Source organism: Actinoplanes sp. ATCC 53533 (assembly GCF_003947245.1).
In genome coordinates this window covers 31,830-57,229 of record NZ_QHHV01000062.1, presented here as the reverse complement: position 1 = coordinate 57,229, position 25,400 = coordinate 31,830, and the positions used below count along the sequence as shown (strand labels likewise).

The 25,400-nt window shown below is 69.8% G+C and carries 23 protein-coding genes and 1 pseudogene; 18 read left to right on the top strand and 6 right to left on the bottom strand.

Going from position 1 to position 25,400, the window contains the following annotated elements:
- Nucleotides 1–2 precede the first annotated feature (2 nt).
- Both DMB66_RS21600 and DMB66_RS21595 read left to right on the top strand, forming a co-directional pair.
- A complete protein-coding gene (locus tag DMB66_RS21600; protein ID WP_125805924.1) occupies nucleotides 3–971 on the top strand; it encodes an aldo/keto reductase in 969 nt (322 codons plus the stop codon).
- A gap of 159 nt (nucleotides 972–1,130) precedes the next feature.
- On the top strand, nucleotides 1,131–5,960 hold the full coding sequence (locus DMB66_RS21595) for a diguanylate cyclase (protein WP_125805923.1): 4,830 nt from the start codon (nucleotides 1,131–1,133) through the stop codon (nucleotides 5,958–5,960).
- Nucleotides 5,961–6,057: 97 nt separating this feature from the next.
- Here the strand turns inward: DMB66_RS21595 and DMB66_RS21590 are convergent, their stop codons facing one another.
- Together DMB66_RS21590 and DMB66_RS21585 are read right to left on the bottom strand one after the other, a co-directional pair.
- Complete coding sequence (locus tag DMB66_RS21590) at nucleotides 6,058–6,516, bottom strand: MarR family winged helix-turn-helix transcriptional regulator (RefSeq protein ID WP_125805922.1); 459 nt, start codon at nucleotides 6,514–6,516, stop codon at nucleotides 6,058–6,060.
- Nucleotides 6,517–6,646: 130 nt separating this feature from the next.
- Nucleotides 6,647–7,108, bottom strand: a complete 462-nt coding sequence (locus DMB66_RS21585; protein ID WP_125805921.1) for a MarR family winged helix-turn-helix transcriptional regulator — start codon at nucleotides 7,106–7,108, stop codon at nucleotides 6,647–6,649.
- Between the two features lie 74 nt (nucleotides 7,109–7,182).
- Here DMB66_RS21585 and DMB66_RS21580 point away from each other — a divergent pair, with 74 nt between their 5' ends.
- The 11 genes and pseudogenes from DMB66_RS21580 (at nucleotide 7,183) to DMB66_RS21535 (ending at nucleotide 16,990) form a co-directional block, all read left to right on the top strand.
- On the top strand, nucleotides 7,183–8,220 hold the full coding sequence (locus DMB66_RS21580; RefSeq protein WP_125805920.1) for an ABC transporter permease: 1,038 nt from the start codon (nucleotides 7,183–7,185) through the stop codon (nucleotides 8,218–8,220).
- 162 nt (nucleotides 8,221–8,382) lie between these two features.
- Nucleotides 8,383–9,906, top strand: coding sequence for an aldehyde dehydrogenase family protein (locus tag DMB66_RS21575; RefSeq protein ID WP_125805919.1), 1,524 nt, complete (start codon nucleotides 8,383–8,385; stop codon nucleotides 9,904–9,906).
- Nucleotides 9,907–9,987: 81 nt separating this feature from the next.
- A complete protein-coding gene (locus DMB66_RS65965) occupies nucleotides 9,988–10,341 on the top strand; it encodes an aldo/keto reductase (protein WP_199752557.1) in 354 nt (117 codons plus the stop codon).
- Nucleotides 10,229–10,561: a hypothetical protein gene (locus tag DMB66_RS21565; RefSeq protein ID WP_125805918.1), complete on the top strand. Its 333-nt coding sequence runs from the start codon at nucleotides 10,229–10,231 to the stop codon at nucleotides 10,559–10,561. Before DMB66_RS65965 ends, DMB66_RS21565 begins: the two co-directional genes overlap by 113 nt.
- A gap of 260 nt (nucleotides 10,562–10,821) precedes the next feature.
- A pseudogene (locus DMB66_RS65960) lies at nucleotides 10,822–10,950 on the top strand (twin-arginine translocation signal domain-containing protein); the annotation flags it as partial.
- 72 nt (nucleotides 10,951–11,022) lie between these two features.
- Complete coding sequence (locus DMB66_RS21560) at nucleotides 11,023–11,475, top strand: (2Fe-2S)-binding protein (protein WP_233624751.1); 453 nt, start codon at nucleotides 11,023–11,025, stop codon at nucleotides 11,473–11,475.
- Nucleotides 11,475–12,446 (top strand): xanthine dehydrogenase family protein subunit M, encoded by a 972-nt coding sequence (locus DMB66_RS21555; protein ID WP_125805917.1) that lies wholly within the window; start codon nucleotides 11,475–11,477, stop codon nucleotides 12,444–12,446. The genes DMB66_RS21560 and DMB66_RS21555 overlap by 1 nt, the downstream gene beginning before the upstream one ends.
- 1 nt (nucleotide 12,447) lies before the next feature.
- Nucleotides 12,448–14,664: a xanthine dehydrogenase family protein molybdopterin-binding subunit gene (locus DMB66_RS21550; RefSeq protein ID WP_125805916.1), complete on the top strand. Its 2,217-nt coding sequence runs from the start codon at nucleotides 12,448–12,450 to the stop codon at nucleotides 14,662–14,664.
- Nucleotides 14,665–14,748: 84 nt separating this feature from the next.
- Complete coding sequence (locus DMB66_RS21545; RefSeq protein ID WP_125805915.1) at nucleotides 14,749–15,465, top strand: alpha/beta fold hydrolase; 717 nt, start codon at nucleotides 14,749–14,751, stop codon at nucleotides 15,463–15,465.
- Nucleotides 15,466–15,602: 137 nt separating this feature from the next.
- Complete coding sequence (locus DMB66_RS21540; RefSeq protein ID WP_125805914.1) at nucleotides 15,603–16,166, top strand: MarR family winged helix-turn-helix transcriptional regulator; 564 nt, start codon at nucleotides 15,603–15,605, stop codon at nucleotides 16,164–16,166.
- A 278-nt stretch (nucleotides 16,167–16,444) separates the two neighbouring features.
- A complete protein-coding gene (locus DMB66_RS21535) occupies nucleotides 16,445–16,990 on the top strand; it encodes a heme-binding protein (protein ID WP_158647312.1) in 546 nt (181 codons plus the stop codon).
- Between the two features lie 85 nt (nucleotides 16,991–17,075).
- Here the strand turns inward: DMB66_RS21535 and DMB66_RS65570 are convergent, their stop codons facing one another.
- The gene (locus tag DMB66_RS65570; RefSeq protein WP_125805912.1) at nucleotides 17,076–18,350 is read right to left on the bottom strand and encodes a LuxR C-terminal-related transcriptional regulator; all 1,275 of its coding nucleotides are present in this window, start codon (nucleotides 18,348–18,350) and stop codon (nucleotides 17,076–17,078) included.
- 130 nt (nucleotides 18,351–18,480) lie between these two features.
- Here DMB66_RS65570 and DMB66_RS21525 point away from each other — a divergent pair, with 130 nt between their 5' ends.
- The 3 genes from DMB66_RS21525 (at nucleotide 18,481) to DMB66_RS21515 (ending at nucleotide 20,558) form a co-directional block, all read left to right on the top strand.
- Nucleotides 18,481–19,383, top strand: coding sequence for an NADP-dependent oxidoreductase (locus DMB66_RS21525; RefSeq protein WP_125805911.1), 903 nt, complete (start codon nucleotides 18,481–18,483; stop codon nucleotides 19,381–19,383).
- A gap of 112 nt (nucleotides 19,384–19,495) precedes the next feature.
- On the top strand, nucleotides 19,496–19,870 hold the full coding sequence (locus DMB66_RS21520) for an antibiotic biosynthesis monooxygenase (protein ID WP_199752550.1): 375 nt from the start codon (nucleotides 19,496–19,498) through the stop codon (nucleotides 19,868–19,870).
- Nucleotides 19,871–19,985: 115 nt separating this feature from the next.
- On the top strand, nucleotides 19,986–20,558 hold the full coding sequence (locus tag DMB66_RS21515; protein ID WP_125805910.1) for a TetR/AcrR family transcriptional regulator: 573 nt from the start codon (nucleotides 19,986–19,988) through the stop codon (nucleotides 20,556–20,558).
- 47 nt (nucleotides 20,559–20,605) lie between these two features.
- On the opposite strand, the gene DMB66_RS21510 is transcribed toward DMB66_RS21515, so the two are convergent.
- Both DMB66_RS21510 and DMB66_RS21505 read right to left on the bottom strand, forming a co-directional pair.
- Entirely contained in the window at nucleotides 20,606–21,472 is an 867-nt protein-coding gene (locus tag DMB66_RS21510) for an alpha/beta fold hydrolase (protein ID WP_125805909.1), read from the bottom strand.
- Nucleotides 21,473–21,566: 94 nt separating this feature from the next.
- Complete coding sequence (locus tag DMB66_RS21505) at nucleotides 21,567–22,397, bottom strand: enoyl-CoA hydratase/isomerase family protein (RefSeq protein ID WP_125805908.1); 831 nt, start codon at nucleotides 22,395–22,397, stop codon at nucleotides 21,567–21,569.
- 503 nt (nucleotides 22,398–22,900) lie between these two features.
- On the opposite strand from DMB66_RS21505, the gene DMB66_RS21500 reads away from it, so the two are divergent.
- Together DMB66_RS21500 and DMB66_RS21495 are read left to right on the top strand one after the other, a co-directional pair.
- Nucleotides 22,901–23,605: an SDR family oxidoreductase gene (locus tag DMB66_RS21500; RefSeq protein ID WP_125805907.1), complete on the top strand. Its 705-nt coding sequence runs from the start codon at nucleotides 22,901–22,903 to the stop codon at nucleotides 23,603–23,605.
- Between the two features lie 55 nt (nucleotides 23,606–23,660).
- Nucleotides 23,661–24,644 (top strand): enoyl-CoA hydratase/isomerase family protein, encoded by a 984-nt coding sequence (locus DMB66_RS21495; protein ID WP_125805906.1) that lies wholly within the window; start codon nucleotides 23,661–23,663, stop codon nucleotides 24,642–24,644.
- A 78-nt stretch (nucleotides 24,645–24,722) separates the two neighbouring features.
- Here the strand turns inward: DMB66_RS21495 and DMB66_RS21490 are convergent, their stop codons facing one another.
- The gene (locus DMB66_RS21490) at nucleotides 24,723–25,391 is read right to left on the bottom strand and encodes an SDR family NAD(P)-dependent oxidoreductase (protein ID WP_125805905.1); all 669 of its coding nucleotides are present in this window, start codon (nucleotides 25,389–25,391) and stop codon (nucleotides 24,723–24,725) included.
- Nucleotides 25,392–25,400: the final 9 nt, after the last annotated feature.

Sequence of the window (25,400 nt, the reverse complement as noted above, 5' to 3'; positions counted from 1 at the left end):
AGGTGGAATACACGAGGCTGGGCCGGACCGGCTTGAGGGTGAGCCGGATCGGGCTGGGCTGCATGAGCTACGGCAACGCCGGCGCCGGCATGCACCAATGGACGCTGGACGAGGAGGCCGCGGCGCCGTTCTTCCGGCAGGCCGTCGAACTGGGCGTCACGTTCTGGGACACCGCGAACGTCTATCAGAGCGGCACGTCGGAGGAGTTTGTCGGCCGGGCGATCAGCAGGTTCTCCCGCCGCGAGGACATCGTGCTCGCCACCAAGGTCAGCGGGAAGATGCACGATGGTCCCGGCGGCAGCGGCCTGTCCCGCAAGGCCATCCTCGAACAGGTGGACGCCTCGCTGCGGCGGCTGAGCACCGACTACATCGACGTGTACTACATCCATCGCTTCGACCCGAACACGCCCGTCGAGGAGACCATGGCAACCCTCGACGACCTGGTCCGGACCGGCAAGGTGCGCTACCTCGGCGCGTCGTCGATGTGGGCCTGGCAGTTCGCGAAGATGCAGCACGCCGCCGTGCTCAACGGGTGGACCGCGTTCTCGGCCATGCAGGACCAGTACAACGTGCTCAAGCGGGAAGAGGAGCGAGACATGATCCCGATGTGCCTCGACCAGGGTGTCGGCCTGACCCCGTACTCCCCGCTGGCCAAAGGCCGCGCGACCCGGCCCTGGGGTGAACAGACCGCACGCTCGTCGTCGGACACCGTCGCCAAGGCATTCGACCGGGACGCCGACAAGCCGGTCGTCGACACCATCCACAAGATCGCCCAAGCCCGCGAGGTCCCGATGGCTCAGGTGGCCCTGGCCTGGGTGCTGGCCAGGCCGGTCGTGTCCTGCCCGATCGTCGGCGCCACCAAGCCGAACCACCTGGCGGACGCCGTCGCAGCCCTGAAACTCCCACTCACCGACGCTGAGGTCACCGAACTGGAGGCGCCCTACACGCCACAGGACAACTACTGGTGGTGAGACGACGGGGCCGTGGCGGTCGCGGTCCAGGAGGAGAGGATCTGCAGGCCTTCCCACCTGCAGCGCCGGCGCACAGCCGAATCGCCGGAGCCGAAGTCCTCACCCCGCGCGCCGCACCGCCGAACTAAGAACTGAGGGTTCGCAGGCGAGAGGCGCTCGATGACATCCATCATTGGTCACTCCCTGGACCTGCCGGTGGCTGACGAGGGCCTCGTCTACCAGAGTGACCGGACCATCGTGCGCCGCGTGGCTCTCGGCGGCGCCGCCGGCACGGTGATCCACAAGGAGCCGATCGGCGCCGACTCCGACCAGCGGCGACGCCACGAGACCGCCATCCTGCGCCGCCTCGCCGGCGTACCCGGTGTGGCTCAGCTCGGCACCGCTGTCGCCGCGCCCGAGGTGATCGTGCTGGAGGATCTCGGCGGCAGCCCGCTGCGCGACCTCTCGCCGGTCGCCGGACCGGCCCTGGTCGACCTCGCGCTGCGCGTGGCCACCGTGGTGGCAGCCGTGCACCGGCGCGGCGTCGTGCACAAGGACATCAGCCCGGCCAACGTGGTGCTCACCGCCGACGGCAGGGCCGCGCTCATCGACTTCGAGCTGGCCACCACGTTCGCCGAGGAGCGGCCCAGCTTCATCCACCAGAGCCAGATCGCCGGCACTCTCGCCTACATCGCGCCCGAACAGACCGGCCGCACCGGCGGGTCCGTCGACCAGCGCGCGGACCTGTACTCGCTCGGCGCCACCCTCTACGAGCTGGCCACCGGACGGCCACCGTTCGGCGAAGACGACCCTCTGCAGCTCATCCACTGCCACCTCGCGGAGCTGCCCACCGCACCCGCCGCACTCAACCCGGAGGTGCCGGCGCAGCTGTCCGAGATCATCATGCGCCTGCTGGAAAAGGAGCCGGACCGGCGCTACCAGAGCGCCGAGGGTCTCGTGCACGACCTCGGCCGGCTGGCGACCGGCAACTTGGCACCGTTCACCCTCGGCGAACGAGACTTCCCACTGCGGCTGTCCCCGCCGTCGCGGCTGGTCGGCCGGGACGACGAGATCGCGGCGCTGCGCTCAGCGCTGGCCGGCACCGGGCGGACGCTGCTGGTCAGCGGCGCGCCCGGGGTCGGCAAGACCGCGCTGATCGACGAACTGCGGTCGCTGGTCACAGCTCGTGGTGGCTGGTTCGTGTCCGGCAAGTTCGACCAGAACCGGGCCGACCTCACCTCCGATGCCATCGCCCAGGCCATGCGCGGGGTCTGCCGGCTGCTGCTGGCAGAGCCCGAGGCCAGCCTGACCGAGCTGCGGTCGAGGATCGTCGCGTCGCTGGGCGGCAACGCGGGCATGGTGGCGTCGATGCTGCCCGAACTGGCCGTGCTGCTCGATGTCACACCGGAGGACATCGGCGGCGACCAGGCGCGTCTCATCCAGGGCGGCCTGCAACTGCTGCGCGCGGTGGTGTCGCCCGACCGGCCGCTGGTCATGGTCGTCGACGACCTCCAGTGGGCACCTGCCAATCCGATCGCCTTCCTCGACGCCGTGGTCTGCGACGACCAGCTGACCGGGCTGCTGGTCGTCGGGGCGTACCGGGACGCCGAGGTCGACGCCGCCCACCCGTGGTCGGTCATGCTGGCCCGCTGGGATCGGCTCGACTGCGCGCCGCTCCGGTTGCACCTGCACAACCTGCCCCCGGCCGACCTCAGCGAACTGCTCGCCGAGATGCTGAGACTGCCCGCCGCCGAGGCCGCTCGGCTCAGCGAGCAGGTCGTGGCCCGCACCGGCGGCAACCCGTACGACAGCGTGGAACTGGTCAACGCGCTTCGCCGCGACGGCGTGCTGACCGCCGGCGAGTCCGGCTGGAGCTGGGACGACGCGGCCCTGCGGGCCTTCGTCGGCGACGGCAACGTGCTCGACCTGCTCACCGACCGGATGCGGCAGCTGCCGGCCGGCACTCAGGCACTGCTGGCCGTCATGGCCTGCCTGGCCTGCGAGGTCGAGGTGAAGCTGCTGCGGCTCGCGGCCGGCTTGCCGGAGGCGGTTGCCGCTGAGCTTCTCGGTGCGGCTCTCGAGGATGGGCTGCTCGTGCTGGAGCGTGGAGCCGGCGAGGACACCGTCCGGTTCCGGCACGACCGGGTGCAGCAGGCCGCGTACGGCCGACTGGGCCCGGACCGGCGCCGGGAGCTGCAGCTGGCCTCGGCCCGGCGACTCGCCGACCACCCGGCGTTCGGCGTGGTCGCCGCCCAGCAGTACCTGGCGGCTGCCGGCGACGTCACCGAGACCGCCGAGCGGTGCCGTGTCGTCGGCCTGTTCCGGACCGCCGCAGCCGGTGTCCGCCTGGTCAACTACGTGGCTGCCGAGCAGTTCCTGGCTGCGGCCGTGGCCCTGGTCGACGCGGACGACCCGCTGCGGACGGCCGTAGAGACCGAGTGGCACGCCGCGCTGTGCGTGCTGGGCCGGCTGGCCGAGGCCGACGAGGTGTATCGGGCTATCGCCCGGCGAGATCCTGACCCGCTCGACCTTCTCCCGGCCGTCTGTATGCAGATCACCAGCCTCACCGTTCGCCGTCAGACCCGTGCGGCCCTCACCATCGGCCTCGACCTGCTGCCTCAGCTCGGCGTGCACGTGCCCCCGGCCGGTGACCTGCCGGCAGCCGTCGAGCGCGGCTTGGCGCCGCTACTCGCCTTCGCCGCCGTGACGGACCCGGACGTCGACCGCGGGCGCCCGGACATCGACGATCCTCGGATGGTGGCCGCCGCCACGCTGCTGAACAAGATGATGTCGCCGGCCTTCTTCGGTGCCAAGGCGATGATGGGCTGGCTGGTCACCGAGGCCCGCCGGCTGTGGGACGAACACGGCCCGCTCGCCGCCCTGGTCGGCCCGATCGCGCACGCCGGCTCGATCATGGCGGCCCGGGAGGACTACTTCACCGGATACGGCGCCATCCGCCGAGTGCTGGCCGCCGGGGAGGAGCGCGGCTACGAGCCGGAGACCGCACAGGCCCGATTCCTGTTCTCGATCACCGCCGGTCACTGGTTCGAACCCCTCGAGGACACCATCCAGCAGGCCCGGCAGGCACACGAAGGGCTGGTACGCGCCGGCGAGGTACTGTTCGCCTGCTCCACCTTCAACGCCACGACGCCGCCCGGGCTGGACACCGCGGCCACCCTGGACAGCTACGCCGCGGAGGTCCAAGCCGGGCTGAGGTTCGCGGCGCGGACCGGCAATGAGCATGTCAGGGCCATCTCTCTGCTGTTCCGGCAGCTGGTCGACGTGCTGCGCGACGACTCTGACGATCCGACGGCCGCCTTCGACAGTCCCGGATACCTGGCCACCGTCGAGGGCCACCCGATCGCCACCGTCTACCACCACATCAACCGGGCCCTGGCGGCGGCGATACTCGGCGAGCCGGAAGCCCTCGACCGGCACTCGGCCGCCGCGATGCCGATGCTGCATCTCATCCAGGCGTCCTACACGAGGTCCCGCGCGTACCTGCTGCGCGCCCTCGCCCTCGCCGACCAGGTCCGCGGCGGCCGTGCCGAAGCAGCGGTCGAGCTCGACGCCTGCCGGGAATGGCTGGCCCGGCGAGCCGCCGACAACCCGGCCACCTTCGGCCACCAGGTGCGCCTCATCGACGCTGAACGGGCCTGGGCGGCCGGCGCCCCGCATGAGGCCACGGCGGCCTTCGACACCGCGCTCGGCGAGGTCGCCAACCGCCGCCGCCCCGGGCATCAGGCCCTGATCGCCGAGCGGGCCGCCACCTTCCACCTGGCATCGGGCAGCAAGTACATCGGCAGGCACCTGCTCACCGAGGCCCTGCGCGGCTACCAGGGTTGGGGCGCCACCGCGAAGGTGCGCCAGCTCGAAGCGGCGTACCCGTTCCTGCGCGGCGCCGCCGACAACCCGGGCCGCCGGATCTCGACTGCCACCGCCCGCGTTTCGGCGGAATCCATCGACCTGCTCGCCGTGCTGAAGGCGTCCCAGGCGCTCAGCTCGGAAACCAACCTCGACCGGTTGCGCGAACGGGTCGGCGAGGTGCTGCGCACCCTCACCGGCGCCAGCATCGTGCGCGTGCTGCTGCGCGGCGATGCCGGGTGGTACCTGTCCGACGACGCAGGCGTGGGCATCCCGCTGGCCGAGGCCGGGGACCGCGGGCTGTTGCCGCTGACCGCTTTTCGGTACGCCGAGCGCACCCGGACCCCGCTGCTGGTGGAGGACGCCACTCAGGACGACCGATTCGCCCGCGACCCGTACGTGCGGGCGCTGGACTGCTGCTCGCTGCTGGCCGTGCCGATCCTCAGCCAGGGCGACCCCCGCGCCATGGTGTTGCTGGAGAACCGGCTCAGCCGCAACGCGTTCACCGTCGACCGGCTCGACGCGGTGTTGCTGATCGCCGGCCAGCTCTCGGTGTCGATGGACAACGCCCGGCTGTACGCGTCGCTCGAGCGCAAGGTGGCCGAGCGCACCGAGGAACTGGAGGTCGCCAACCGCCGGCTCCAGCAGCTGAGCATCACCGACCCGCTGACCGGCCTGGCCAACCGCCGCCAACTCGATGACAGGCTCGCCGCCGAATGGCAACGCGACCCGCACACCGGCGGTCAGGTAGCCATCGCCATGATCGACGTGGACCACTTCAAGCTGTACAACGACCACTACGGCCACCCCGCCGGCGACGCCTGCCTGCGCCAGGTCGCCGCAGCCGCAGCCGCGGCCGCGGCCGTCCGTGGCGACGACCTGGTGGCCCGCTACGGCGGCGAGGAATTCGCGATCGTCCTGCACTGCGACGATCTCGAGGCCGCGCACAAGGCCGCCGAACGGGTACGGGCCGCCGTCGAGGCCCTCGAAGAGCCGCACGAGAAGTCGTCCACCGGCCGCCTGACCGTCAGCATCGGCGTGGCCTGCGTGCTACCCGGCCCCGACAACAGTCCCGAGCAGCTGATCGAGGCCGCCGACGCCCAGCTCTACCAGGCCAAACGCGGTGGCCGCAACCGGGTGTCCTGACCACATTTCACCGGCCGCGGCGGTCGGTACCCTTCCGCCAGGTTCTCTGCGGCCATCGCCATGGGCGCTATGGGCCGGGTCGGGAGTAGGTGCCAGGTCACGTTTCCTGGGCTATGGCGGCGACCTTTTCGAGCAAGGCCCGGAGCCGGACGGTGTCGGTGCGTCCCAGTCGCGTGGTGATCTTCTTTTCGACCTCCTCGACCAGGATGTCGGCCTGGCGAAGAAGGTCGCGGCCGGCATCCGTGAGGTGGAGTTCCTGCACGTGGCGATGGCGGGGATGCGGCCTGCGTTCCAGCTGGCCCCGGCTCTCCAGGCGGTCCGCCAGCGAGGCCACGGCTTGCGGTGTGACATTCAGCCGGCGCGCCAGCTCCGCGCCGGCCAGGCCGGGTTCGGCATGGATGGAGATCAGCAGCGTGTAGTGCGCCACCGGCAGGCCCAGCGCCGACCGCAGCCGCTGCTCCTTCAGGGTCTGCACGGCGAGCTCGGCCCGCCGCAACGCCCAGGTCACCCGCTCCAGCGCCGCTGCGGATACCGGCCCCCCGTCAAGCTGCTCCATCCCGCGAGCGTACGACACGGTCGTCAAGCCTTTGCCGGGAGGCAAGCCTTTGGCGCACAGACCTCAAGTGGGCGGGCAGCCGGCGCGGAGCACGACGCACGCTGAGGTCGGCGAGCCTCTCCAGGGCTCGCTACGGCTGCGTATCGCGGACTGCGTCGACCACTTCGCCGAGCGTGGCGGTGAATCGTGCGGTGTCGTCGGGCCCCAGCCGGGTGGTGATGCGGTGTTCGATCGCGGCGATCACCGCGTCGGACGCGTGCAGTGCCTGGCGGCCGGCATCGGTGAGGTGCAGTTCCTGGACGTGCCGGTGTCGGGGGTGGCTGCGTCGTTCCAGTTGGCCCTTGTCGGCCAGCCGCGCCACCAGCGACGCCACCGACTGTGGTGTGACGGTGAGCCGGCGGGCCAGTTCGGCGCCGGTGATGCCGGGGTGGGTGTGGATCGAGATGAGCAGGGAGTAGTGCGCGGGTGCCATGCCCAGTGGCCGCAGCCGTTGTTCCTTGAGGGTTTGCAGCGTCTGCTCGGCCTGGCGTAGCGCCCAGATCACCCGGTTCATGGCACCGGTGCCGACCGGCTCGGTGTTCTCCTGCGTCATGCGACACAGCTTACAAGTTATTCACACGTATCAGCTACTTGATACATGCCAGGCGTGTGACTTATGGTCGCCGGGTGACTCAAACTCGCGAGAACCACGCGGCCGGGGACGGCCTCCTGGACGCCATCCCGGCCCCGAACGGGCCGAGCCCGCTGCGAGGCGTGCTCGTTCCCGCGATGGTGGGGCTGGTCATCGGCACGATCTTCGTGTCGATCTTCCTTGCCGCTTTCCACGCTCCTCGACCGCGCGACCTCCCGGTGGGGGTCGTCGGCACGCCGGCTCGGGTCGCTGCGATCTCGACCGGTCTCACCTCGCGTGCCGGGGGGTCGGTCAAGCTGGTCCCGTTCGGTTCGGCCGACGCGGCCCGGCGCGGGATCGAGGATCGGTCCGTCTATGGCGCTGTCGTCGTCGATGCCGACGGCAGGACGGTGGACCTGTTGTACGCGGGGGCCAACGGCCCGGCCGTGCAGGCCACCCTGGAGGGCATCTTCCAGGGTGTCGCCCAGGGGTCAGGGGCGACGCTGCGGCCCGTCGACGTGGTGCCGACCTCGTCCGGTGACACCCGCAGCCTGTCCATCTTCTATACCGGTTTCGGGCTGGTGCTGGCCGGATTCCTCTTCGGGCTGATCTCCTACCAGATGGCGCCCCGGCTGCGGTTGCGGTTGCGGCTGCTCAGCCTCACCGCGTTCGCCGCCACCGCGGGCACCGTCACGACGCTGGTCGCCGGGCCCACCGGCTTCAACGCGTTGCCCGGCGCGTTCGCCTCGCTCGCGGTCGTCGCGATCCTGCTCGCCGGGTCGGTCGCCGCGGCGACTGTGCTCATCATGCGGGTCGCCGGCGCCATCGGCACGATGGTCGCCACCGTGTTGTTGCTGATCCTCGGCAACGCGACCGGCGGCGGGACGCTGCCCGTCGCGTACCTTCCCGACTGGCTCCGGCCGCTGGCCGACGTCCTGCCGGTCGGGCTCGGAATCCGTGCCCTGCAGGGCATCTCGTACTTCGACAACGACGGATTCGCCGGCGGCGTGGCTCTGCTCGCCGTCTGGATCATCGGCAGCACCACGATCCTGTACGCGGTGGACCGCGTCGCCGTGAGGCGGATGGAACGGTGACGACCTCGCCGAACGCCGCGCCGTCAAGGTGCCGCTACCGCAATGAAGCATTTTAGCGACATCAAACACTTGATAGAACGCAGCCGCTTGCGTACTTTGGTGATGGCAGCTTGACGCCCGTCCGGGCACTACCGGTCGGCAGTAGAAGAATCAGGTGGGATCATGACGAACAGCACCCCAACGGTGACGCGCGACGGCGTTGTCGGCTTCGACGACAGCGAGGTCGTCACCATCGACCAGGCCACCGGCGCCGAGCTGGCCCGGTATCCGGTGGACGGCAGCGAGCAGGCGGCCGCTGCCGTCGCCGCCGCCCGGCAGGTTGCCGGCGCCTGGTGGGACCTCGGATTCGACGGCCGCGCGCAGCGGCTGCGCGCGTGGCAGCGCGAGATCGCCCGAGCTGGTGAGGACGTGGCCGCGCTCATCCACGCGGAGAACGGCAAGCCGGTCGACGACGCCCGCAGCGAGGTCCTCGGCACCATCGGGCACCTGCAGTACGCCCTCGACAACGCCGAGGGGGTCCTGGGCCGCCGGGACGTACCGGCCGTCCAGGCCGCACCCAACCAGCAAGCGTGGATCGAATACCAGCCGTACGGCGTCGTCGGCGTCATCGGCCCGTGGAACTTCCCGCTGATTACCCCCGGCGCCATCGTCATCAACGCCCTCGCCGCCGGCAACGCCGTCATCCTCAAGCCCAGCCACCTCACGCCGGGCGTCGGGCAGTGGCTCGTGCGGGCGTGGGAGGCCGCCGTTCCTGACTTCCCGGCCGTCCTGCAAAACCTCATCGGGTACGGCGCCACGGGCCAGGCGCTGATAGCCGCCGGCGTGGACAAGGTCGCTTTCACCGGCAGCGTCGCCACCGGCAAGACGGTGGCCGCCCAGGCCGCGCGGACCGTGACCCCGATGCTGCTCGAACTCGGCGGCAACGACGGTGCCATCGTGGCCGAGGACGCCGACCTGGACGAGGCCGCCGCGCACATCGTCTGGGGCGCCCTGCAGAACACCGGACACGGCTGCGTCAGCCTCGAGGTGGCCTACGTCGTCGAATCGGTGTACGACGCGTTCGTCGAGAAGGTCACCGGCCTGGCTCGCGGCGTCCGGGTCGGCAGCGACGCCGACGCGCAGCTCGGGCCGGTCCCGCTGACCAGCCAGATCCCGGTCATCCGGGAACACATCAGCGATGCCCTCGCCCGCGGTGCGACCGCCGCGGTCGGCGGCCTCGACACGGTGACCGGCGACCGGTACGTCAGGCCGACCATCCTCGTCGACGTGCCCGCCGACGCCCTCGCCGCGACCGAGGAGACCTTCGGCCCGACGCTCGCGGTGGTCAAGGTCGCCGACACCGAGGAGGCCATCGCGCTGATCAACGCCGGCCCGTACGGCCTCGGCAGTGCCGTGTTCAGCCGCGGCCACGGCGAGGCGATCGCCCGTCGCCTACGGGTGGGCATGACCAGCATCAACGACGCCCTCTCCTTCTTGATGAACCCCGCCCTGCCGTTCGGTGGCCGGGGCGACAGCGGATACGGGCGTAAGCACGGCGAAGAGGGACTCCGCGAGTTCGCATACCCGCACTCCTTCTCCGCCAAGACCGGCCCCGCACGATTCTCGGCCTCGACCTTCGACCGGCCCGCCGGCGCGACGGCGCGCGCCCTCGCCGCCACCCGCGACCGCATCCTCGGGAGCGACTGATGCTCAAGCTGTGCGGTTTCGCCGAGCACGACGGCCTTGCCCACAGCGACCCGCCGGGCCGGCACGCCCGCTGCGGCGATCATGTCGGCGGCCGGATCCCACCGTCGCGGACTCCGGATCGACATCTGCCGGCTCGCCCGCCTCGACCCGACCGTGCCGATTGAGGACACCGTCGGCGCCATCGCCGAACTGGTCGAGGAGGGGCACGTGCGCCACATCGGCTTGAGCGAGGTCGACGCGGACACCTTCGCCGGGCCGCGGCGCGGTCCTGGTCGGCGGCTGCTTGGAGAAGCTCTCCGAACCCTCTACCTACAGGAAAACGATGACCAGCGTCCGAGAGATCCACAGCATGTTCATCCAGCACCGCGAGACCGCAGAGGGCACGTATCGCGGCAAGATCCTCACCGTCGACGCATACGCGCTGAGCGCCGGTGAGAGCGTGTACTCCACGCCCATCGTGGTAGCTTCCGATGCCCCAGACGGCGAGAAGCTGGCAATCTTCGTCCTCCCATTCGGCGAACGTAGTCGTGCGTCATTCGCCCACCTGCGGACCGTGCAGCCTGGTCAGCGAATCCGAGTGTCCGGCGAATGCCGGATGTTCAGCGATGACGGCAACGTCCTGGTGTTCAAGGACTGCCGCCTGATCGCCCCCTGATTTCTGCTATCCGCACAAGTGCTCGTGCGTGAGCCGGAGCCGTTTCTTGACAGGCCCATTCCCGTGACCGCGGGATTGGTGCTGCGGCGGGTGGCCGGCGCATCGAGCTGCCGGCGTCCTCGCCGGCGGAGTCCGCGTTGTCGCGCGACTCCGCCGGTTGGTCGCCAACCTGTCGGCCCGCCGGGCGGCTGTGAAGACTCAGCGTTTGTACAGCATCAATGGTGTTTACCGAATCAAGTACTTGATACTACCGTGTGGGGATGGACCTCGATAGCGGTACGCCGGGAAGCCCGGCACGCGAAGAGATGACACGAACCCCGCACGGGGCGCTGTCCCGGCGCGGGTTCCTCGGCCGCGCGGCGGCCGCTTCGGCAGGCGTCGCCGTCCTCGGCCAGCCCGAGGCGACGCCGGTCGCCGCGGCGCGGGCCGATCAGGTCGGCGAGAACCTGGTCGACGTGGTCATGGTGGTCAACGAGAAGACCGAACGCCTGCGGATAGATCCGCGGGTGACACTGCTCGACGCGCTGCGCGAGCGCTTGGCGCTCACCGGCACCAAGAAGGGCTGCGATCATGGTCAGTGCGGCGCGTGCACGGTGCACGTGGACGGGAAGCCGACGCTGTCCTGCCTCACGCTCGCTGCCGCCGCCACCGGCCGCCCGGTGACCACGGTCGAGGGGCTCGCCCACGGCGAGCGCCTGCACCCCATGCAGCAGGCGTTCATCGACTGCGACGCGTTCCAGTGCGGCTTCTGCACGCCCGGCCAGATCATGTCCGCCGTCGCTCTCGTGGCCGACGGCGGGGCCACCTCGGACGACGCGATCCGTGAGCGCATGTCCGGCAACATCTGCCGGTGCGGGGCGTACCCCCACATCGTCGACGCGGTGAAGGCCGTGAGCGGCCGGCGGGCCGGCTGATGCGGCCGTTCACCTTCGCCCAGGCCGCCACCGTCAACGAGGCCGTCGCCGGCGGTGGCGCCGGCTCGGCATACCTGGCCGGCGGCACCACGCTGATCGACCTCATGAAGCTCGAGGTGCTCACCCCGGGCCGGGTCGTGGACATCAACCGGCTTCCCCTGCATGGCGTCCAGTTGGAAAAGAGCGGCCTGCGTATCGGCGCGCTGGAGCGGATGGCCACGGTCGCCACCGATCGCCGGGTCGTCGGCGAATATCCGGCCGTCGCCCAGGCGCTGCTGGCCAGCGCGTCGCCGCAGATTCGCACCATGGCCAGCATCGGCGGCAACCTTCTGCAGCGGACCCGGTGCGGCTACTACCGCGACACCGAGACACCCTGCAACCGGCGCGAGCCCGGCAGCGGTTGCCCGGCGATCGACGGCGAGAACCGGACCCACGCCGTGCTCGGCACCTCCGATCAATGCGTCGCCACCCATCCCAGTGATCTCGCGGTGGCGCTCGTGGCGTTCGACGCGAACGTCGAGGTGACCAGCCGGGACGGGTCGCGCACCGTGCCCCTCGCCGACCTCTACCGGCTACCCGGCGATACCCCGCAGGTCGAGACCGACCTGCGCCCCGGTGAGCTGATCACCGGCGTCACGCTGCCCCGGGTGGCGGCCGCCCGGCGGTCGGCGTACCTGAAAGTGCGTGACCGGCGGTCGTACGAGTTCGCGCTCGCCTCGGCGGCGGTAGGTGTGCACCTGCGCGGTGGGGTCATCCAGCAGGCCCGGGTCGCGGTCGGCGGCGTGGCCACCAGGCCGTGGCGGCTGCCGGCCGTGGAACGGGCTCTCATCGGTCGCCCGCTGCGCGAGGACGTCGTCACCGCGGCCGCGGCCCACGCGGCCGACGGCGCGCGGCCCCTGGCCCACAACCGGTTCAAGGTCGCACTGATCCGGCGCACGGTCGTCCGTGCCCTGCTGAGCCTGGGGGAGTGACATGACCATTTCACCGCTGGGCAGGCCGGTCGACCGCGTCGATGGCCGCCTCAAAGTCACCGGCGCCGCCAAGTACGCAGCCGACAACGCACCGGACCGGATGGTCCACGGCTATCTGCTGCTCAGCACGGTGGGCCGGGGGACCATCCGCGCGATGGATGTCGCCACCGCGCAGCGCGCGCCAGGGGTGCTCGCCGTCTACACCCCGTTTCACCCGCTGAAGCTTTTCGCCGCCGGCGGGTTCGGGGGACCGCCGTGGCTGCCGCTGCAGGACCGCGAGGTGCGCCACTACGGGCACATCATCGGCCTGGTGGTCGCCGAGACGTTCGAGACCGCCCGCGACGCCGCGGCGCTGGTGCGGGTCGACTACGACGCGCGCCCGGCGACCGTGTCGTTCATCGACGGCATTCCCCACGCGGTCCCGCCTCAGGGCGGCCCTGGCAGCGACGAGCCGCCGGTGCTCGACATCCTCGCCGACGGCGTGCCCTCGATCGACGCCGCCCTGGCGGCCGCGCAGGTCAGGGTGTCGGTCTCGGTCAGCCAGCCCATCGAGAACCACAACGCCATGGAGCCGCACGCCTCGGTGGCCGTGTGGCGAGACGAGCGGATGACCGTATACAGCGGCACCCAGGGCGCCGGCGGACATGCCCGCAGCATCGCCGGCGCGCTCGGCATCGACCCGGCCCGGGTCCATGTGATCAGTCCGCATGTCGGCGGCGGCTTCGGCAACAAGGCCGCCACCTGGACACACGACCTGGTCACCGCCGCCGCAGCCCGCGCGTTGGGACGGCCGGTCAAGACCGTGCTGACCCGCAAGCAGACCTTCACGGTCACCGGACATCGTTCGGCCGTGGCCCAGACCGTCGCCCTCGGCGCGCGCCGGGACGGCACGCTCGTGGCCCTGAAGCACGAGGGCTTCTCCAGCATCGGGATCACCGGCTTCACCCCCGAGAACGGGCCGTTCACCACCGGGCGGGTGCTCTACAAGACCGAGAACATGCACATTTCGCAGAAGGTCGTCCCGCTGGATCTGCCCGCGGCGACCTTCATGCGCGCACCGGGGGAGGCTTCGGGGTCCTTCGCCCTGGAGACCGCCATGGACGAGCTCGCGGTGGCGCTGCGGATGGACCCGGTGCGGTTGCGGCTGCGTAACAACGCCACAGTGCTGCCCGGCACGGAGCGGCCGTGGTCCAGCAAGCACCTGGATGAGTGCTACCAGCTGGGCGCGCAGCGCTTCGGCTGGCACCGGCGCAGCGCCACCCCGCGGGCCAAGCGGGACGGCGACTGGCTGCTCGGGATGGGCACGGCAACCGCCGTCTACCCGGCGAACCGCTCCGACCAGACCGTGGTACGGGTGCGCCTGAGGCCCGACGGCACCGCGTCGGTGGCGACCGCCACGGCCGACCTCGGCACCGGGATGTGGACGGTGCTCGCCATCATGGGCGCGGACAGCCTCGGCATCCCGCTGGGGCGCGTCAAGCCGGAACTCGGCGACTCGCTCCTGCCGCCGAGCGCCGGCGCGTTCGGCTCACAGTCCACCGCTACCGTGGCGTCGGCCACCCGGGTTGCCGCCGCTTCGGCGATCAAGGCGCTCATCGACGTGGCGGTCCAGGACGAACGTTCCCCGTTCCACGGCTTGGATCCGGCGGCCGTCCGCTACGACCACGGCGACCTGGTCGCCGCCGACCGGCGGTTGAGTTTCGGCAGGCTGCTCGGCCGGCTGAACAGCGCCGGTGTGGAGGCGAGTGAACGGGGCACCGGCGGGGATCCGGAGCGGTACGAGTTCCACAGCTTCGGCGCGCACTTCTGTGAGATGGCGGTGCACCGCAGGACCGGTGAGCCCAGAGTGCGGCGGCTGACCACGGTCGCCGACGCCGGCCAGATCGTGAACCTCAAGGCAGCGCGCAGCCAGATGGTCGGCGGCGCGATCTTCGGCATCGGGCAAGCGCTGTTCGAGGGCTCCTCTGTCGAGGTGCCCTCCGGACGGTGGGCCAACGCGAACCTGGCCGACTACCTGCTGGCCGTCAACGCCGACATCCCACCCATCGACATCCACTTCCTGAACCACCCCGACACCCCGTTCAACCCCGTCGGGGTGCGGGGGATCGGTGAGCTGGGAAACGTGGGCGTGGCCGCGGCCATCGGAAACGCGATCTACAACGCCACCGGCAAGCGGATCCGGGACCTGCCGATCACGCTGGACAAACTGCTGGACTAGCAGATCATGCATCGAATAGGTAGCTATCGGACATAGGTGCCTTCGCAGGTCATCGCGCGGAAGGTGGTTGAGGGGGGTGCTGTCGTGACCGACCAGACGCTGCCTCCGCTGCGCGCCACCTGTTCCTGGCGCAGCCCTCTCGGCCTCTGGCGCTTCGACACCTGGGGCGGCCACGGGCGCCCCATCCTGCTGATCCCGGCAATCTTGTTCCACCGGACCATGTGGTGGCCTGCTGCCGCCGACCTGCGCCAACATGCCACAGTGATCGCCGTCGACCTGCCCGGGCACGGCGGCACCGCGGCCCGCCGCCGGTACCACCCGGATGACCTGGTCGCCGAGCTCTCCCTGCTGCTGCACACCCTCGGCATACGCCAGGCCCCGATCGTCGTAGGCCACGCCTCAGCGGCACCCCTGGCCGTGTACTTCGCCGCCCGCTGCTCGGCCCATGCTGTGGTCGCCGTCGACCCACCCCGCCCGCACGAACCACTGCCGGAACCCGACCGGTACCTCACAGCGTTCGATCTCGACGCGATACCGAGCTACTACCGGGATTTGGCGACACCGGCGTTCGACCCGCACCTGCTCACCGCATACGCCGCCTGCATGCGCCTGGAAGAGCCGAGCACCAGCCCGGCCGTGGGTCGACCGGCTCACCTGGCACTGCACAGCCGACAACCACCGCCATCACCGACCACGACAACCGACGGCCCATGGCGCAACCACGTCTACGACACGCCGGGCCGGTTCGCCCACCTCACCGACGTGCCCCGATTCGTCGGCGACATCCGCCGCCTGCTGTAACCCGACCCGACATCAACGAAGGAGCACCGAAACGCAGATCCAGATGTACGCCGGTAGGTCTTCGTCGTTGTTTGGCTGCATGGTCGGCCGCTTCGCGAGGAAGGTCAGCTGTCCTGCCTCTCGCATAGAATCCGCTCATGGCCAAGAACCGCGCTGTGAAGCGGACCCCCAGCGTGCCCGCCGGCGAGCCCAGCTCCGGGGGGCACGCTGAGCCGGAACAGGGCAGCGAGGCTGTGGAACCGGTCCGGTGGCTGAATGAGGAGGAGCTCCAGGCCTGGATGGCCATGGCCGGCATGCTCGCCAAACTGCCCGCGGCGCTGGATCGGCAGCTTCAGCGCGATGCCGGGCTCACGCACTTCGAATACCGGGTGCTCGTCGGCTTGTCTCGGGCCCCCGAGCGCACTCTTCGCATGAGCGAGTTAGCCGACTTCACCGCGAGTCAGCTGCCGCGTCTGTCCCAGGTCGCGACCCGCATGGAGCGGCGCGGCTGGCTCACCCGCCACCCTGACCCCACCGACGGCCGTTCCACCCTGGCCGGCCTGACCGACGCAGGGCTGGCAAAGCTCAAGGTCAGCGCTCCGGGTCACGTCACGGCGGTCCGCCGCCTGGTCTTCGACAGCATCTCCGCCACGCAGGTGCGTCAGGTGGCCCAGATCGCGAGGCGCATTACGCAGGCGGCGGGCAGCGCCGAGTTCCGCTGAGCCCGAGGCCGTGACATCTCGGTGCGGGCATCGGGTGTTACTTCAGGTGTGAATTGAGTCGCTGAAAGTTTTAGTTGCGTCATGAAGTAACACTGGCCTAATGTACTTCATGCATGAAGTATTTGCCGGTTGGGCGCCGGGGTCCCGCCGTCGCCCGCGATCCGGACCAGGCATCAATGGTCACCGGCAACAACCTGTCCCGTCGATACGGGCAAGCCGCCCGGAAGTCGACTCCGAGATTCGTAAGAACGTTCCGTACAGAGACAAGGAACAATGCCATGACTGAGGAATCCGGCAACATGCTGGCCACGAGACGCGGAATGCTGGGAATGGCGGGGGCGGTGGCGGGCGGAGTGGCGTTCAGCCAGATGCTCGCCGACGGCGCCTCGGCCGCACCCTCCGCCGCCGGCGGTGGATCGGTCGCGACGCGAACGATCAGCCTGAGCCAGGCGCAGCGCCTCGCCGAGGCCGCCATCCGCTACGTGCGGGACCACCCGGCTCTGCCGCCGATGTATGTGTTGGTCGTCGACGCCTCCGGCGAGGCCAAGGCGTCCCTCCGCATGGACAACAACAGCTCGGCGGCGGCCGTGTTGGTGCCGCCGAAGGCACACACCGCGCGTACTTTCCGGACCGCCACCACCGACCTGGCCGCCAACATCAAGGACCCGGGCCGGATCGCCTCCTTCATCGCCAGTGGCGCCAGCCTGCTGCCCGGTGGTCGACCGATCTTCGAAAACGGCCAGTTCCTCGGCGCCCTCGCCGTCGGCGGAGGCACCCCGGAGCAGGACGACGAGGTCGCCCTCGCCGCGCTGAAGGCACTCTGACTCTCTGCCGCGAAGGCACGTCAGGGTTTCACCCTGAACACTTCACGAAAGGCGTCCGCCTCCTCGTGGCCGCGGCTGGATTAGGTTAGGCGCGCGAGGTGGCCGCACCCCACTCGTGGGCCAGTGCGGCCGCCTCGCCGCGTGAGCCGACACCCAGCTTCTCGAGGATCTTCGCCACGTGGAACTTCACTGTGGACTCGCTGATGTGCAGTTCGCGGGCGATCTCCCGGTTGCGCCGGCCGCGGGCCAGCTGACCCAGCACCTCCAGCTCCCGCGCGCCCAGCACGGTCAGCGGGTCCTCGCGTGGGGTGTCCGGCGGTCCGAGCGGGACCTCGACGGTCACCGTCGTGCCCCAGCCCGGCACCGCGTCCACCTCCAGCCGTCCGCCCAGTGCGCCCAGCCGTTCGTCGACCCGACGCGCGGCGAGGGCGTTGCGGGACAGCGTGCCAGGGCCGTCGTCCCGCACGGTGGCGCGCAGTTCGGCGGCGCCGAGCTTCCAGCCGACGTGGATCCGACGCACCTGCTGTTGGTCGTCCAGCATCACGTGCACGATGGCCCGGACCACCGCGCGGGCCGTGGCCGCGACGTCGGCGGGCAGCACCCGGTCCGCGCCTTCCTCCGCGCCGGGCGTGCCCAGTTCCAGCACCACGCCGCGGGGGCGCAGGATGCGGCTCAGTGACTCAGCGAGCTGGTCGAAAGCGTCGCCGACCCGTTCCTCGGCCATCGCGTGGTCGAGTTCGGCCCGTGAACGCAGCTCGAGCAGCGCGGTGACGGCGAGGTCGACGGCGCGAGTCCGGGCATCAGCGTCGCTGAGGGAGCGGTCGCGCAGGACGCGGAGCAGGGCGGTCAGCGCGGCCCCGTGCGCGTCGCCGAGGTCGGCGATGGCAACGGCGCGTGCCGCCGATGCCGCCCGGGACATCGCCAGCCATTCGGGCGCGGCCTCGTTCAGCAAGCCCTCCCGGTGAGCGGTCACCATGTCCCAGATCGCCAGGGCGGGCACCAGGTTCTCTTCCGGCACCGGGGTGTCCTCGGTTCGCACGAGGACCAGCAGCGCGCCCTGCTCGGTGGCGTCGCTGGCCAGAGCCAGCACGGGCACCTCGACGCCCGCCATCGTGGCCCGTCCCTGCCAGGTGCCCCGCGCGGGCACCAACGGCCGGATCGCGGCGAGGTCGGCGATGGTGACGGACGATCCCGGCGCGCCGGGCGACTCCCCGAGGGTCTTGAAAGGTGCGAACGGGCAGTTGGCAGCCAGCTGGGCGAGCGTTCGGTGGGGGATGGCCTCGGCGAAGGCAGCGGACAGCCGCAGCTGCGTCTCGGCCAGCGGCGCCCGGATCACCTCGACAGCTGTCATCAGGTCCATGGCTCCGAGCCTAGGCGGCCCAGCGCGGTTCCGGCTGTCCGTCCGGCCAGTTCGAACTAGTCGAATTGATAGTCAGGTTGAGCCGATCCGTCTCCAGGATTGTGCTGTCACCGAATCATGGGAGTCAGAGATGAAGGCAATCGTTTACGCACAGTACGGCGGTCCGGAGGTCCTGCGGTTGGAGGACGTCGAGGAGCCGCACGCCGGGCCTGGACAGGTGCGACTCAAAGTCATGGCCGCCGGCGTCAACCCGGTGGACTACAAGATCCGCAACGGCTGGATGCCGGACATGGCGCCCGCGTCCTGGCCGGCGATCCCCGGCCTGGAAGCGGCCGGCGTGATCGATGAGGTCGGGCCGGGCGTCACCGGTGTCGCGGTGGGCGATGAGGTGATGGCCCCGACCGTCACCGGTTCCTACGCCGAGTACGCCCTGGCCGACGATTTCGCATTCAAGCCGGCCGGTCTCAGCTGGGAGGCCGCCGCCGCGCTACCGGTGGCCCTGGAGACGGCGGACCGCGTGCTCGACGTCCTCGGGGTGACGGCCGGGGAGACACTGCTGGTGCACGGCGCAGCGGGAGCGGTGGGCGCGTTCGGCGTCCAGCTCGCGGTAGCCCGCGGCGTCACCGTCGTCGGCACCGCGTCGCCACGCAACCACGACTACCTGCGTTCGCTCGGCGCGATCCCGGTCACCTACGGCGACGGACTGGCCGACCGCGTCCGGGCCCTCGCGCCGCAGGGCATCGACGCGGTATTCGACGCCGCCGGGCAGTCCGCCCTGGAAGTGTCGATCGAGCTGCGCGGCGGCACCGAGCGGATCGTGACGATCACCGACGTGCGCGCCTTCGAGCTCGGCATCGTGTTCTCCGGCAGTAGCCGGCGGTTCGGGGCGCAGCTCGCCGATTACGCCCAGCTCGTCGCGGACAACGCGCTCGGCGTGCGCGTCGCCGCGAGCTTCGCGCTGGCCGACGCCGGCCGGGCACACGAGCTGAGCGAGACCGGCCACGCGGGCGGGAAGGTGGTTCTGGTCCCGTAGCGGCATAGGTCGGTGAGCCCTCTGTTCCATCCCAGCGACTCCTCAGCCATGCCATATCGTCCGCGGCACTTCGACGTCCCGGTAGCGACAAGGGCTGACACCCATTAGGAGAATGATGCTCGACCTCAAGAACCTCGACGACTCCACCTCCTTCCTCAGCCAGCACAACGTGACGACCGGCCCAGTCACCATCATCAACACATTCGTCGCCCCCGAAGGCAAGACCGACGAGGTCCTGGCCGCTTGGACGGCCGACGCGCAGTACATGAAGAGCACGGGAAACCTCCTCGCGGTGCAGCTGTATCGCGGCATCGGCGGCAGCCGGCTCTTCACCAACGTCGCGGTCTGGGCGTCCCCTGCGGCCCTGCAGGCCGCGTTCAACACGCCGGAGTTCGCCAAGCACGCGGAGCAGTACCCGGATGGCACCCTCGCCTACCCGCACCTGTACCAGAAGGTCGCCGTCGAGGGTATCTGCGAAGGCGAATGACGGGCCTCGGCCGGAGTGGGGGACTGCGCGTCCGGCGCTGTAAAATTATGTACGTCATACCATCGGGTATGCTAGGTGCGGGTTCGACCGTGCGGAACGATGTGAAGGAGTCCCGGTGGCGCGTTACGACAAGGAGCACAAGCAGGCGACGCGGCAGCGGATCCTTGACACGGCTGGCCATCGGTTCAAGACCGACGGTATCGACGGCTCCGGCGTGGCCACGTTGATGGCGGACGCGGGGTTGACCAACGGCGCGTTCTACGCCCATTTCTCGTCCAAGGACGACTTGGTCGCCAACGTCGTCGCTGACCAGTTGGGCGCCCAGGCGGAGAGTTTCAGGGAGCTGCCGCCCGGCCGTGCGGGCCTGGAGGATTTTCTGCGCGAATACCTGTCGCCTCAGCACCGGGACAACCCCGGCGACGGATGTCCCGCCGCTGCCCTGCTCGACGAGATCGGGCGCTGCCCGACCGGAGCCAAGGACGCCTATACGGACGGTGCCCGGGTCATCCTGGACGAGATCGCTGGCCGCCTGGCTCCGGCGGATCCGCAGTCCGCGTACGGGCAGGCACTCGCGCTGTACACAATGGCGGTCGGGACGCTGCAGCTGTCCCGTGCCCTGTCCGATCCGAAGTTGGCCGACGAGGTCCTCGAATACGGCGTCCAGAACGCCCTTGTGTTCCTTCGCTGAGCGACAACCGAGGCCTTTCACGGCGCGGCCCCCTCGACCGTGGGGTGCTACCGCTGGAGGAAGGCGAGGGCCTTGGCGACGAACTGGGCGTGAAACTGGAAGATGCCGCCGTGGCCGGCGTCGGGGTAGATGACCAGGTCGCTGTCGGGCAGGCGCCGGGCCAGTTCGAGTGAGTTCTGGGTGGGCACCATCCGGTCGCTCTCGCCGTTGGCGACGAGCACGGGCTGGCGGATGGCGGAGAGGTCGTGCGGGCGCTCCAGTCCCCAGCGGTGGATGGCGTCGAGCTGGGCGAAGTAGGACTTGAGGGCGATCGCCTTGTCCCGGTTGTCGGTGCGTTCCTTCAGGCGGGCCAGGAACTGTTTGCCGGCCCGGCGCCCGTCGGCGGTCCTGGTGAAGAAGAGGAACTGCTTCGGGTCCTGCAGCGTGAGCAGCGCGCGGACGGTGTCGAGATGCGAGAGTTTGGTGACGTTCTTGATGCCCTCGCCGCCGGCCGGCCCGGTGCCCGCGAGGATCAGCTTGCGGACGAGCTGAGGTTCGTCCTGGACGATGACCTGGGCGATCATGCCGCCCATGGAGAAGCCCAGCAGGTCGACCTGGGTCAGGCCGAGCGCCCGGATGAAGGTGACGGCGTCGGTCGCCATCGCCTGAATGGTTTTTGGTGTCGTGCCGGTGGTGGCGCCGACGCCCCGGTTGTCGAAGGCGATGACCCGGTGTTTGGTGGTGAGGCCGTCGACGACCCGGGGGTCCCAGTTGTCGAGGACCGCGGCCAGGTGGGTCACCAGAACCAGCGGGACGCCGGCCTTCGGGCCGAGCTCGCGGTAGGCGAATTCGACGCCTCCGGCGGACACGGTACGGGTGGGCGCGTACTTGTATGACGTGATCGCGCTGCTTTGTGCTTCTTGGTGGTGGCTCATGACTGTCTTCCCCTTTGGGTGAGGCTCATTCGGTTCAGTGCCGCGCGTCGCGGAGCCGGCTTTCTGGGCACTCACCGGCGTGCGGAGGAATCGATCAGAGGTTTTGGTTGATCACGCCGAGGTATTCGCCCAGCCGGTATTCGACATCCAGTCCCTCGTTGGCGGCCAGCGCGCCCAGCGCCAGCGCGCGCGGCAGGAGTCCCGGACCGGTCAGCGAGTCCACGAACGCGCCGTAGGAGGCGATCAGGTCGGCGTCCGGGGGCAGGGTGGCCCGGCCGACCATCGCCTTGGCGGTCGCCAACGCCTGTCGGTCGAAGGAGGCGAGGCGGGCGACCGTGGTGTCGACGAAGGCGTCGAGTTCGGCGTCCGGCAGGGTGCGGGTGACCCAGCCCCAGCGTTCGGCCAGGTCGGCGTCGTAGTCGGCGCTGCCGAGGATCGCCTCGAGCGCCCGGTCGCGGCCGATGGCGCGGGGGAGTCGCTCGGCACCACCGCCGCCGGGCACGATGCCGACACCGACCTCGGGCTGGCCGAAGATCGCCTTCTCGCGGCTGGCGTAGCGCAGGTCGCAGGCCAGGGCCAGTTCGTTGCCGGCGCCGCGGGTCCGGCCGCGGATGGCCGCGATGCTCACGTACGACGCCTTGCTCAGCCGCATGACCATGTCGGTCCAGACCGGCGCGTCGTCCTCGTGCTCGGGAACCGGCAGGTTGCCGGCCTCGGCGCCGTCGAAGTGGTTGAAGAAGAAGTCGGGGACCTCGCTGGAGAACACGACCACCTGGATGTCGGGGTCGTTGTCGAGATCGCGGACGATCTCGTGCAACGCCACCACGGTCTCGGAAACCACCAGGTTCATCGGCGGATTCGCGAACGTGATCTTGGCGGTGCGCGGGGTGGTGCGCTCGAGGCGGATCGTACTCGGCTGGCTCATCGGACGACTCATTTCGTGGTGTTCGCTTCGTGGGGGTCGCCGGGCAGGTGGTCTGCTCGGACATGGGGATCAGACCTCGTTGAAGCGATCATAAGAGTATGATCATACGACCATAATCTGAGAAGAGCTCGATGGCAAGATCTATCGTCTTTGAAATTACTTCCGTAATTCCAAGGGCCCTGATCCCGGTGGCCAGGCCGGCCCTAGCGCCGCTCTTCGGCGCCGAGCAGCGTGAGGGCGTTGTGGATGCCCTGCTCAAGGGCGACGTCGGCGAGCTGCCGGCAGGCCGCCGCCCCACTCAAGTTGAGAGTACGGCCATAATTTAATTTCCCCCAGCGTCTTGCCTTGGGTCGCCTTCCCATCATATGGTCGTACGAGTGTAATTCGATCACGCGCTCGTCCTCGACGCCGCCGCCTACCGCATGCCTGCGAAATACGTCCGCACAGCGACGTACTCGTCATATCAGCGCCCGTCCGGGCGCTCTGAACTCCGGAGAAGTGACATGACTCAGCTCGTCGACCAGACCGTCCTCGTGACCGGCGCCAACCGCGGCATCGGCCGGGAGTTCGTCCGTCAACTCCTCGACCGCGGGGTCGCGAAGGTCTATGCCGCCGCCCGCGACCCGCAGACGATCGCCGCCGGCGACCCGCGCGTGGTCCCGCTGCAGCTCGACGTCACCGACGCCGCCTCGGTGGCCCGCGCCGCGCAGATCGCGCAGGACGTGAGCGTCGTGGTGAACAACGCCGGCATCGCCCGCGGCGCTTCGGTCCTCGACGCCGACACCGCCACCCTGCGCGGCGAACTGGAGACGAACCTGTTCGGCACGCTCGCCGTGGCCTCGGCCTTCGCCGACCGCCTCGCGCAGCGTGCCGGCATCGTGATCAACATGGCCTCGGTGGCGTCCTGGCTCCCCACGGCCGGCACCTACGGGGTTTCCAAAGCGGCGGTGTGGAGCGCCACCGAGTCCATGCGCCTGGAACTCGGACCCCGCGGCGTGCAGGTAGTCGGCGTCCACGTCGGGTTCGTCGACACCGACATGGTCGCCACCATCGACGCCGCCAAGTCGGACCCCGCCGACGTCGTCTGCCAGGTCCTCGACGGTGTCGAGAACGGCGACCTGGAGATCCTGGCCGACGACTTCACCCGCGCGGTCCGCGCCGGCCTGCACCAGCCGATCCAAACCCGCCTCGCCCAGCTCCAGCCCTGACGGCCAGCACGAGTGCCCACAACCGTCAACCACAGCCCACTCACCGGAGGTTCACATGGACACGTCGGCACCGCAGCCCGCAGGACACATTGCCGTTGAGGGCCACGCCGGGGTGCTTGTCGCTCGTATCGACGGAGGCCCGCATGCGTTGTTCGATGCCGCGATCGCCAAACAGTTGAAGGAACTGGTTGATCGGGCAGACCGCGATCCGGACATCCACGCGGTCGTCTTCACCGGCACGCACCCTGATCGCTTCTTGAGTCATTCTGATGTCCGCTGGCTGCAAAAAGGCGGCACTGGATTCCCGCCCATCAATACACGCCTCGCTCGGCTCGTCGCCCGCACGGCCAGACTCATCAATAGACTGCCCGGTGTTCGAACGCTCGCGGGGATGACCCGGCTCAAGACCCTGTTGGAGCTCGACAGCTTCCACGCGACCTTCCTGAAGATGAATGCCAGCGGCACCATCTTCATCGCGGCACTCAACGGTTCGGCATTCGCCGTCGGCGCGGAGCTGGCATGGGCGTGTGACCTGCGCATCATGGCGGACGGGGACTTCGTCCTCGGCCTGTCGGAAGTCCTGCTCGCACTCACACCGGGTGGCGGAGGCTCTCAGCGATTGCCTCGTCTCATCGGCACCCAGCAAGCGTTGATCGCCGTTCTCGAAGGCCGGCCGTTCACGCCGGCAGAGGCCCTCGCCCTGGGCGCGGTCGACGAAGTGGTGCCGCAGGACCAGGTGCTCGCGCGTTCGATAGAGCGCGCAGAATATCTGAGCCTAAGAGCAAAGAAGTCGCTCGGAGCAATTAAGCGATCCATCTACTTCGGCAGCTCCCTGTCGCTCGAACAGGGTTTGCAGTTTGAGCACGCCGAGTTTCTGGTCAGGGATCAATCACAGGAAGCTCAGCGGCGGATGCTTGAATATATCGCCACCACAGACGCCATCGGCGAGCTCCCTCTGTTGGACCGGGAGACGTACGCACGGGCGCTCAGCGCCGGTCGCATCGGAGGCGTCGCCCACCGTCAGACAGGAACACGCTGACTGAGCGGCGGATTCGGGCATCGTTCGGCGGGCAGGGCCGCGACCGGCTGACCGCACTGGGGGGATCACCCGCTTCGGTCAGGCGTCGGGCATCTCCTCGGCGAAGGCGCGGAAGTCACCGGGGTGGTTGTGCAGGTGCCAGAGCCGATCCGCGAGGACGTCCGGATCGTGGGTGGGATGACCCGGCGTGATCGCGCCTGGAATGATGAGCTGCCTGGCCCGGATCCCCTCGGGTGCGAGGGTGTCATGCAGCATCCGGGCGTAGGCGGCCTCGCCGGCGAACGCGATCGACGTGCCCGCGACCTGCGGGTTCGGGCGGGCGCCGGAGCCGCCGTTGACAAACAGGATCGAGCCGCGGCCCAGGGTGCGCATGCCCGGCAACACCTGCTGGACCGCCGTGACCGGGCCGTAGATGGAGAACTCGACCGCGCCGGACAGATCGTCCACTGTGGTCTCTAGAACCGGTCGCAGGAATTCGCGCTGAGGCAGCGGGCTGTACTGGAGCACCTCGATCGGGCCGAGTTCGTGCGCTGCGCGGTCGAGGGCGGTGGTCAGTGAATTCGCGTCGCGGACGTCGGCCGCATACCCCCGAGCGGTGTGACCGGCGGCGGTCAGGCCGGCGGCGAGCTCGTCGACGTGTTCCTGGTTGCGGGAGATGAGGCCGATGGCGAAGCCCTCGGCACCGAACCTGCGGGCGACGGCGGCACCCAGGCCGCGGCCGGCACCGACGATGACGATGGTGGTCATGATGATCCT

Bases quoted from the DNA above. Each gene is read 5' to 3' on its own strand.
- DMB66_RS21595 (WP_125805923.1), top strand. From the start codon at position 1,131: ATGACATCCATCATTGGTCACTCCCTGGACCTGCCGGTGGCTGACGAG.
- DMB66_RS21590 (WP_125805922.1), bottom strand. From the start codon at position 6,516: ATGGAGCAGCTTGACGGGGGGCCGGTATCCGCAGCGGCGCTGGAGCGG.
- DMB66_RS21585 (WP_125805921.1), bottom strand. From the start codon at position 7,108: ATGACGCAGGAGAACACCGAGCCGGTCGGCACCGGTGCCATGAACCGG.
- DMB66_RS21575 (WP_125805919.1), top strand. From the start codon at position 8,383: ATGACGAACAGCACCCCAACGGTGACGCGCGACGGCGTTGTCGGCTTC.
- DMB66_RS65965 (WP_199752557.1), top strand. From the start codon at position 9,988: ATGTCGGCGGCCGGATCCCACCGTCGCGGACTCCGGATCGACATCTGC.
- DMB66_RS21565 (WP_125805918.1), top strand. From the start codon at position 10,229: ATGACCAGCGTCCGAGAGATCCACAGCATGTTCATCCAGCACCGCGAG.
- DMB66_RS21560 (WP_233624751.1), top strand. From the start codon at position 11,023: ATGGTGGTCAACGAGAAGACCGAACGCCTGCGGATAGATCCGCGGGTG.
- DMB66_RS21555 (WP_125805917.1), top strand. From the start codon at position 11,475: ATGCGGCCGTTCACCTTCGCCCAGGCCGCCACCGTCAACGAGGCCGTC.
- DMB66_RS21550 (WP_125805916.1), top strand. From the start codon at position 12,448: ATGACCATTTCACCGCTGGGCAGGCCGGTCGACCGCGTCGATGGCCGC.
- DMB66_RS21540 (WP_125805914.1), top strand. From the start codon at position 15,603: ATGGCCAAGAACCGCGCTGTGAAGCGGACCCCCAGCGTGCCCGCCGGC.
- DMB66_RS21535 (WP_158647312.1), top strand. From the start codon at position 16,445: ATGACTGAGGAATCCGGCAACATGCTGGCCACGAGACGCGGAATGCTG.
- DMB66_RS65570 (WP_125805912.1), bottom strand. From the start codon at position 18,350: ATGGACCTGATGACAGCTGTCGAGGTGATCCGGGCGCCGCTGGCCGAG.
- DMB66_RS21525 (WP_125805911.1), top strand. From the start codon at position 18,481: ATGAAGGCAATCGTTTACGCACAGTACGGCGGTCCGGAGGTCCTGCGG.
- DMB66_RS21520 (WP_199752550.1), top strand. From the start codon at position 19,496: ATGATGCTCGACCTCAAGAACCTCGACGACTCCACCTCCTTCCTCAGC.
- DMB66_RS21510 (WP_125805909.1), bottom strand. From the start codon at position 21,472: ATGAGCCACCACCAAGAAGCACAAAGCAGCGCGATCACGTCATACAAG.
- DMB66_RS21505 (WP_125805908.1), bottom strand. From the start codon at position 22,397: ATGAGCCAGCCGAGTACGATCCGCCTCGAGCGCACCACCCCGCGCACC.
- DMB66_RS21500 (WP_125805907.1), top strand. From the start codon at position 22,901: ATGACTCAGCTCGTCGACCAGACCGTCCTCGTGACCGGCGCCAACCGC.
- DMB66_RS21495 (WP_125805906.1), top strand. From the start codon at position 23,661: ATGGACACGTCGGCACCGCAGCCCGCAGGACACATTGCCGTTGAGGGC.
- DMB66_RS21490 (WP_125805905.1), bottom strand. From the start codon at position 25,391: ATGACCACCATCGTCATCGTCGGTGCCGGCCGCGGCCTGGGTGCCGCC.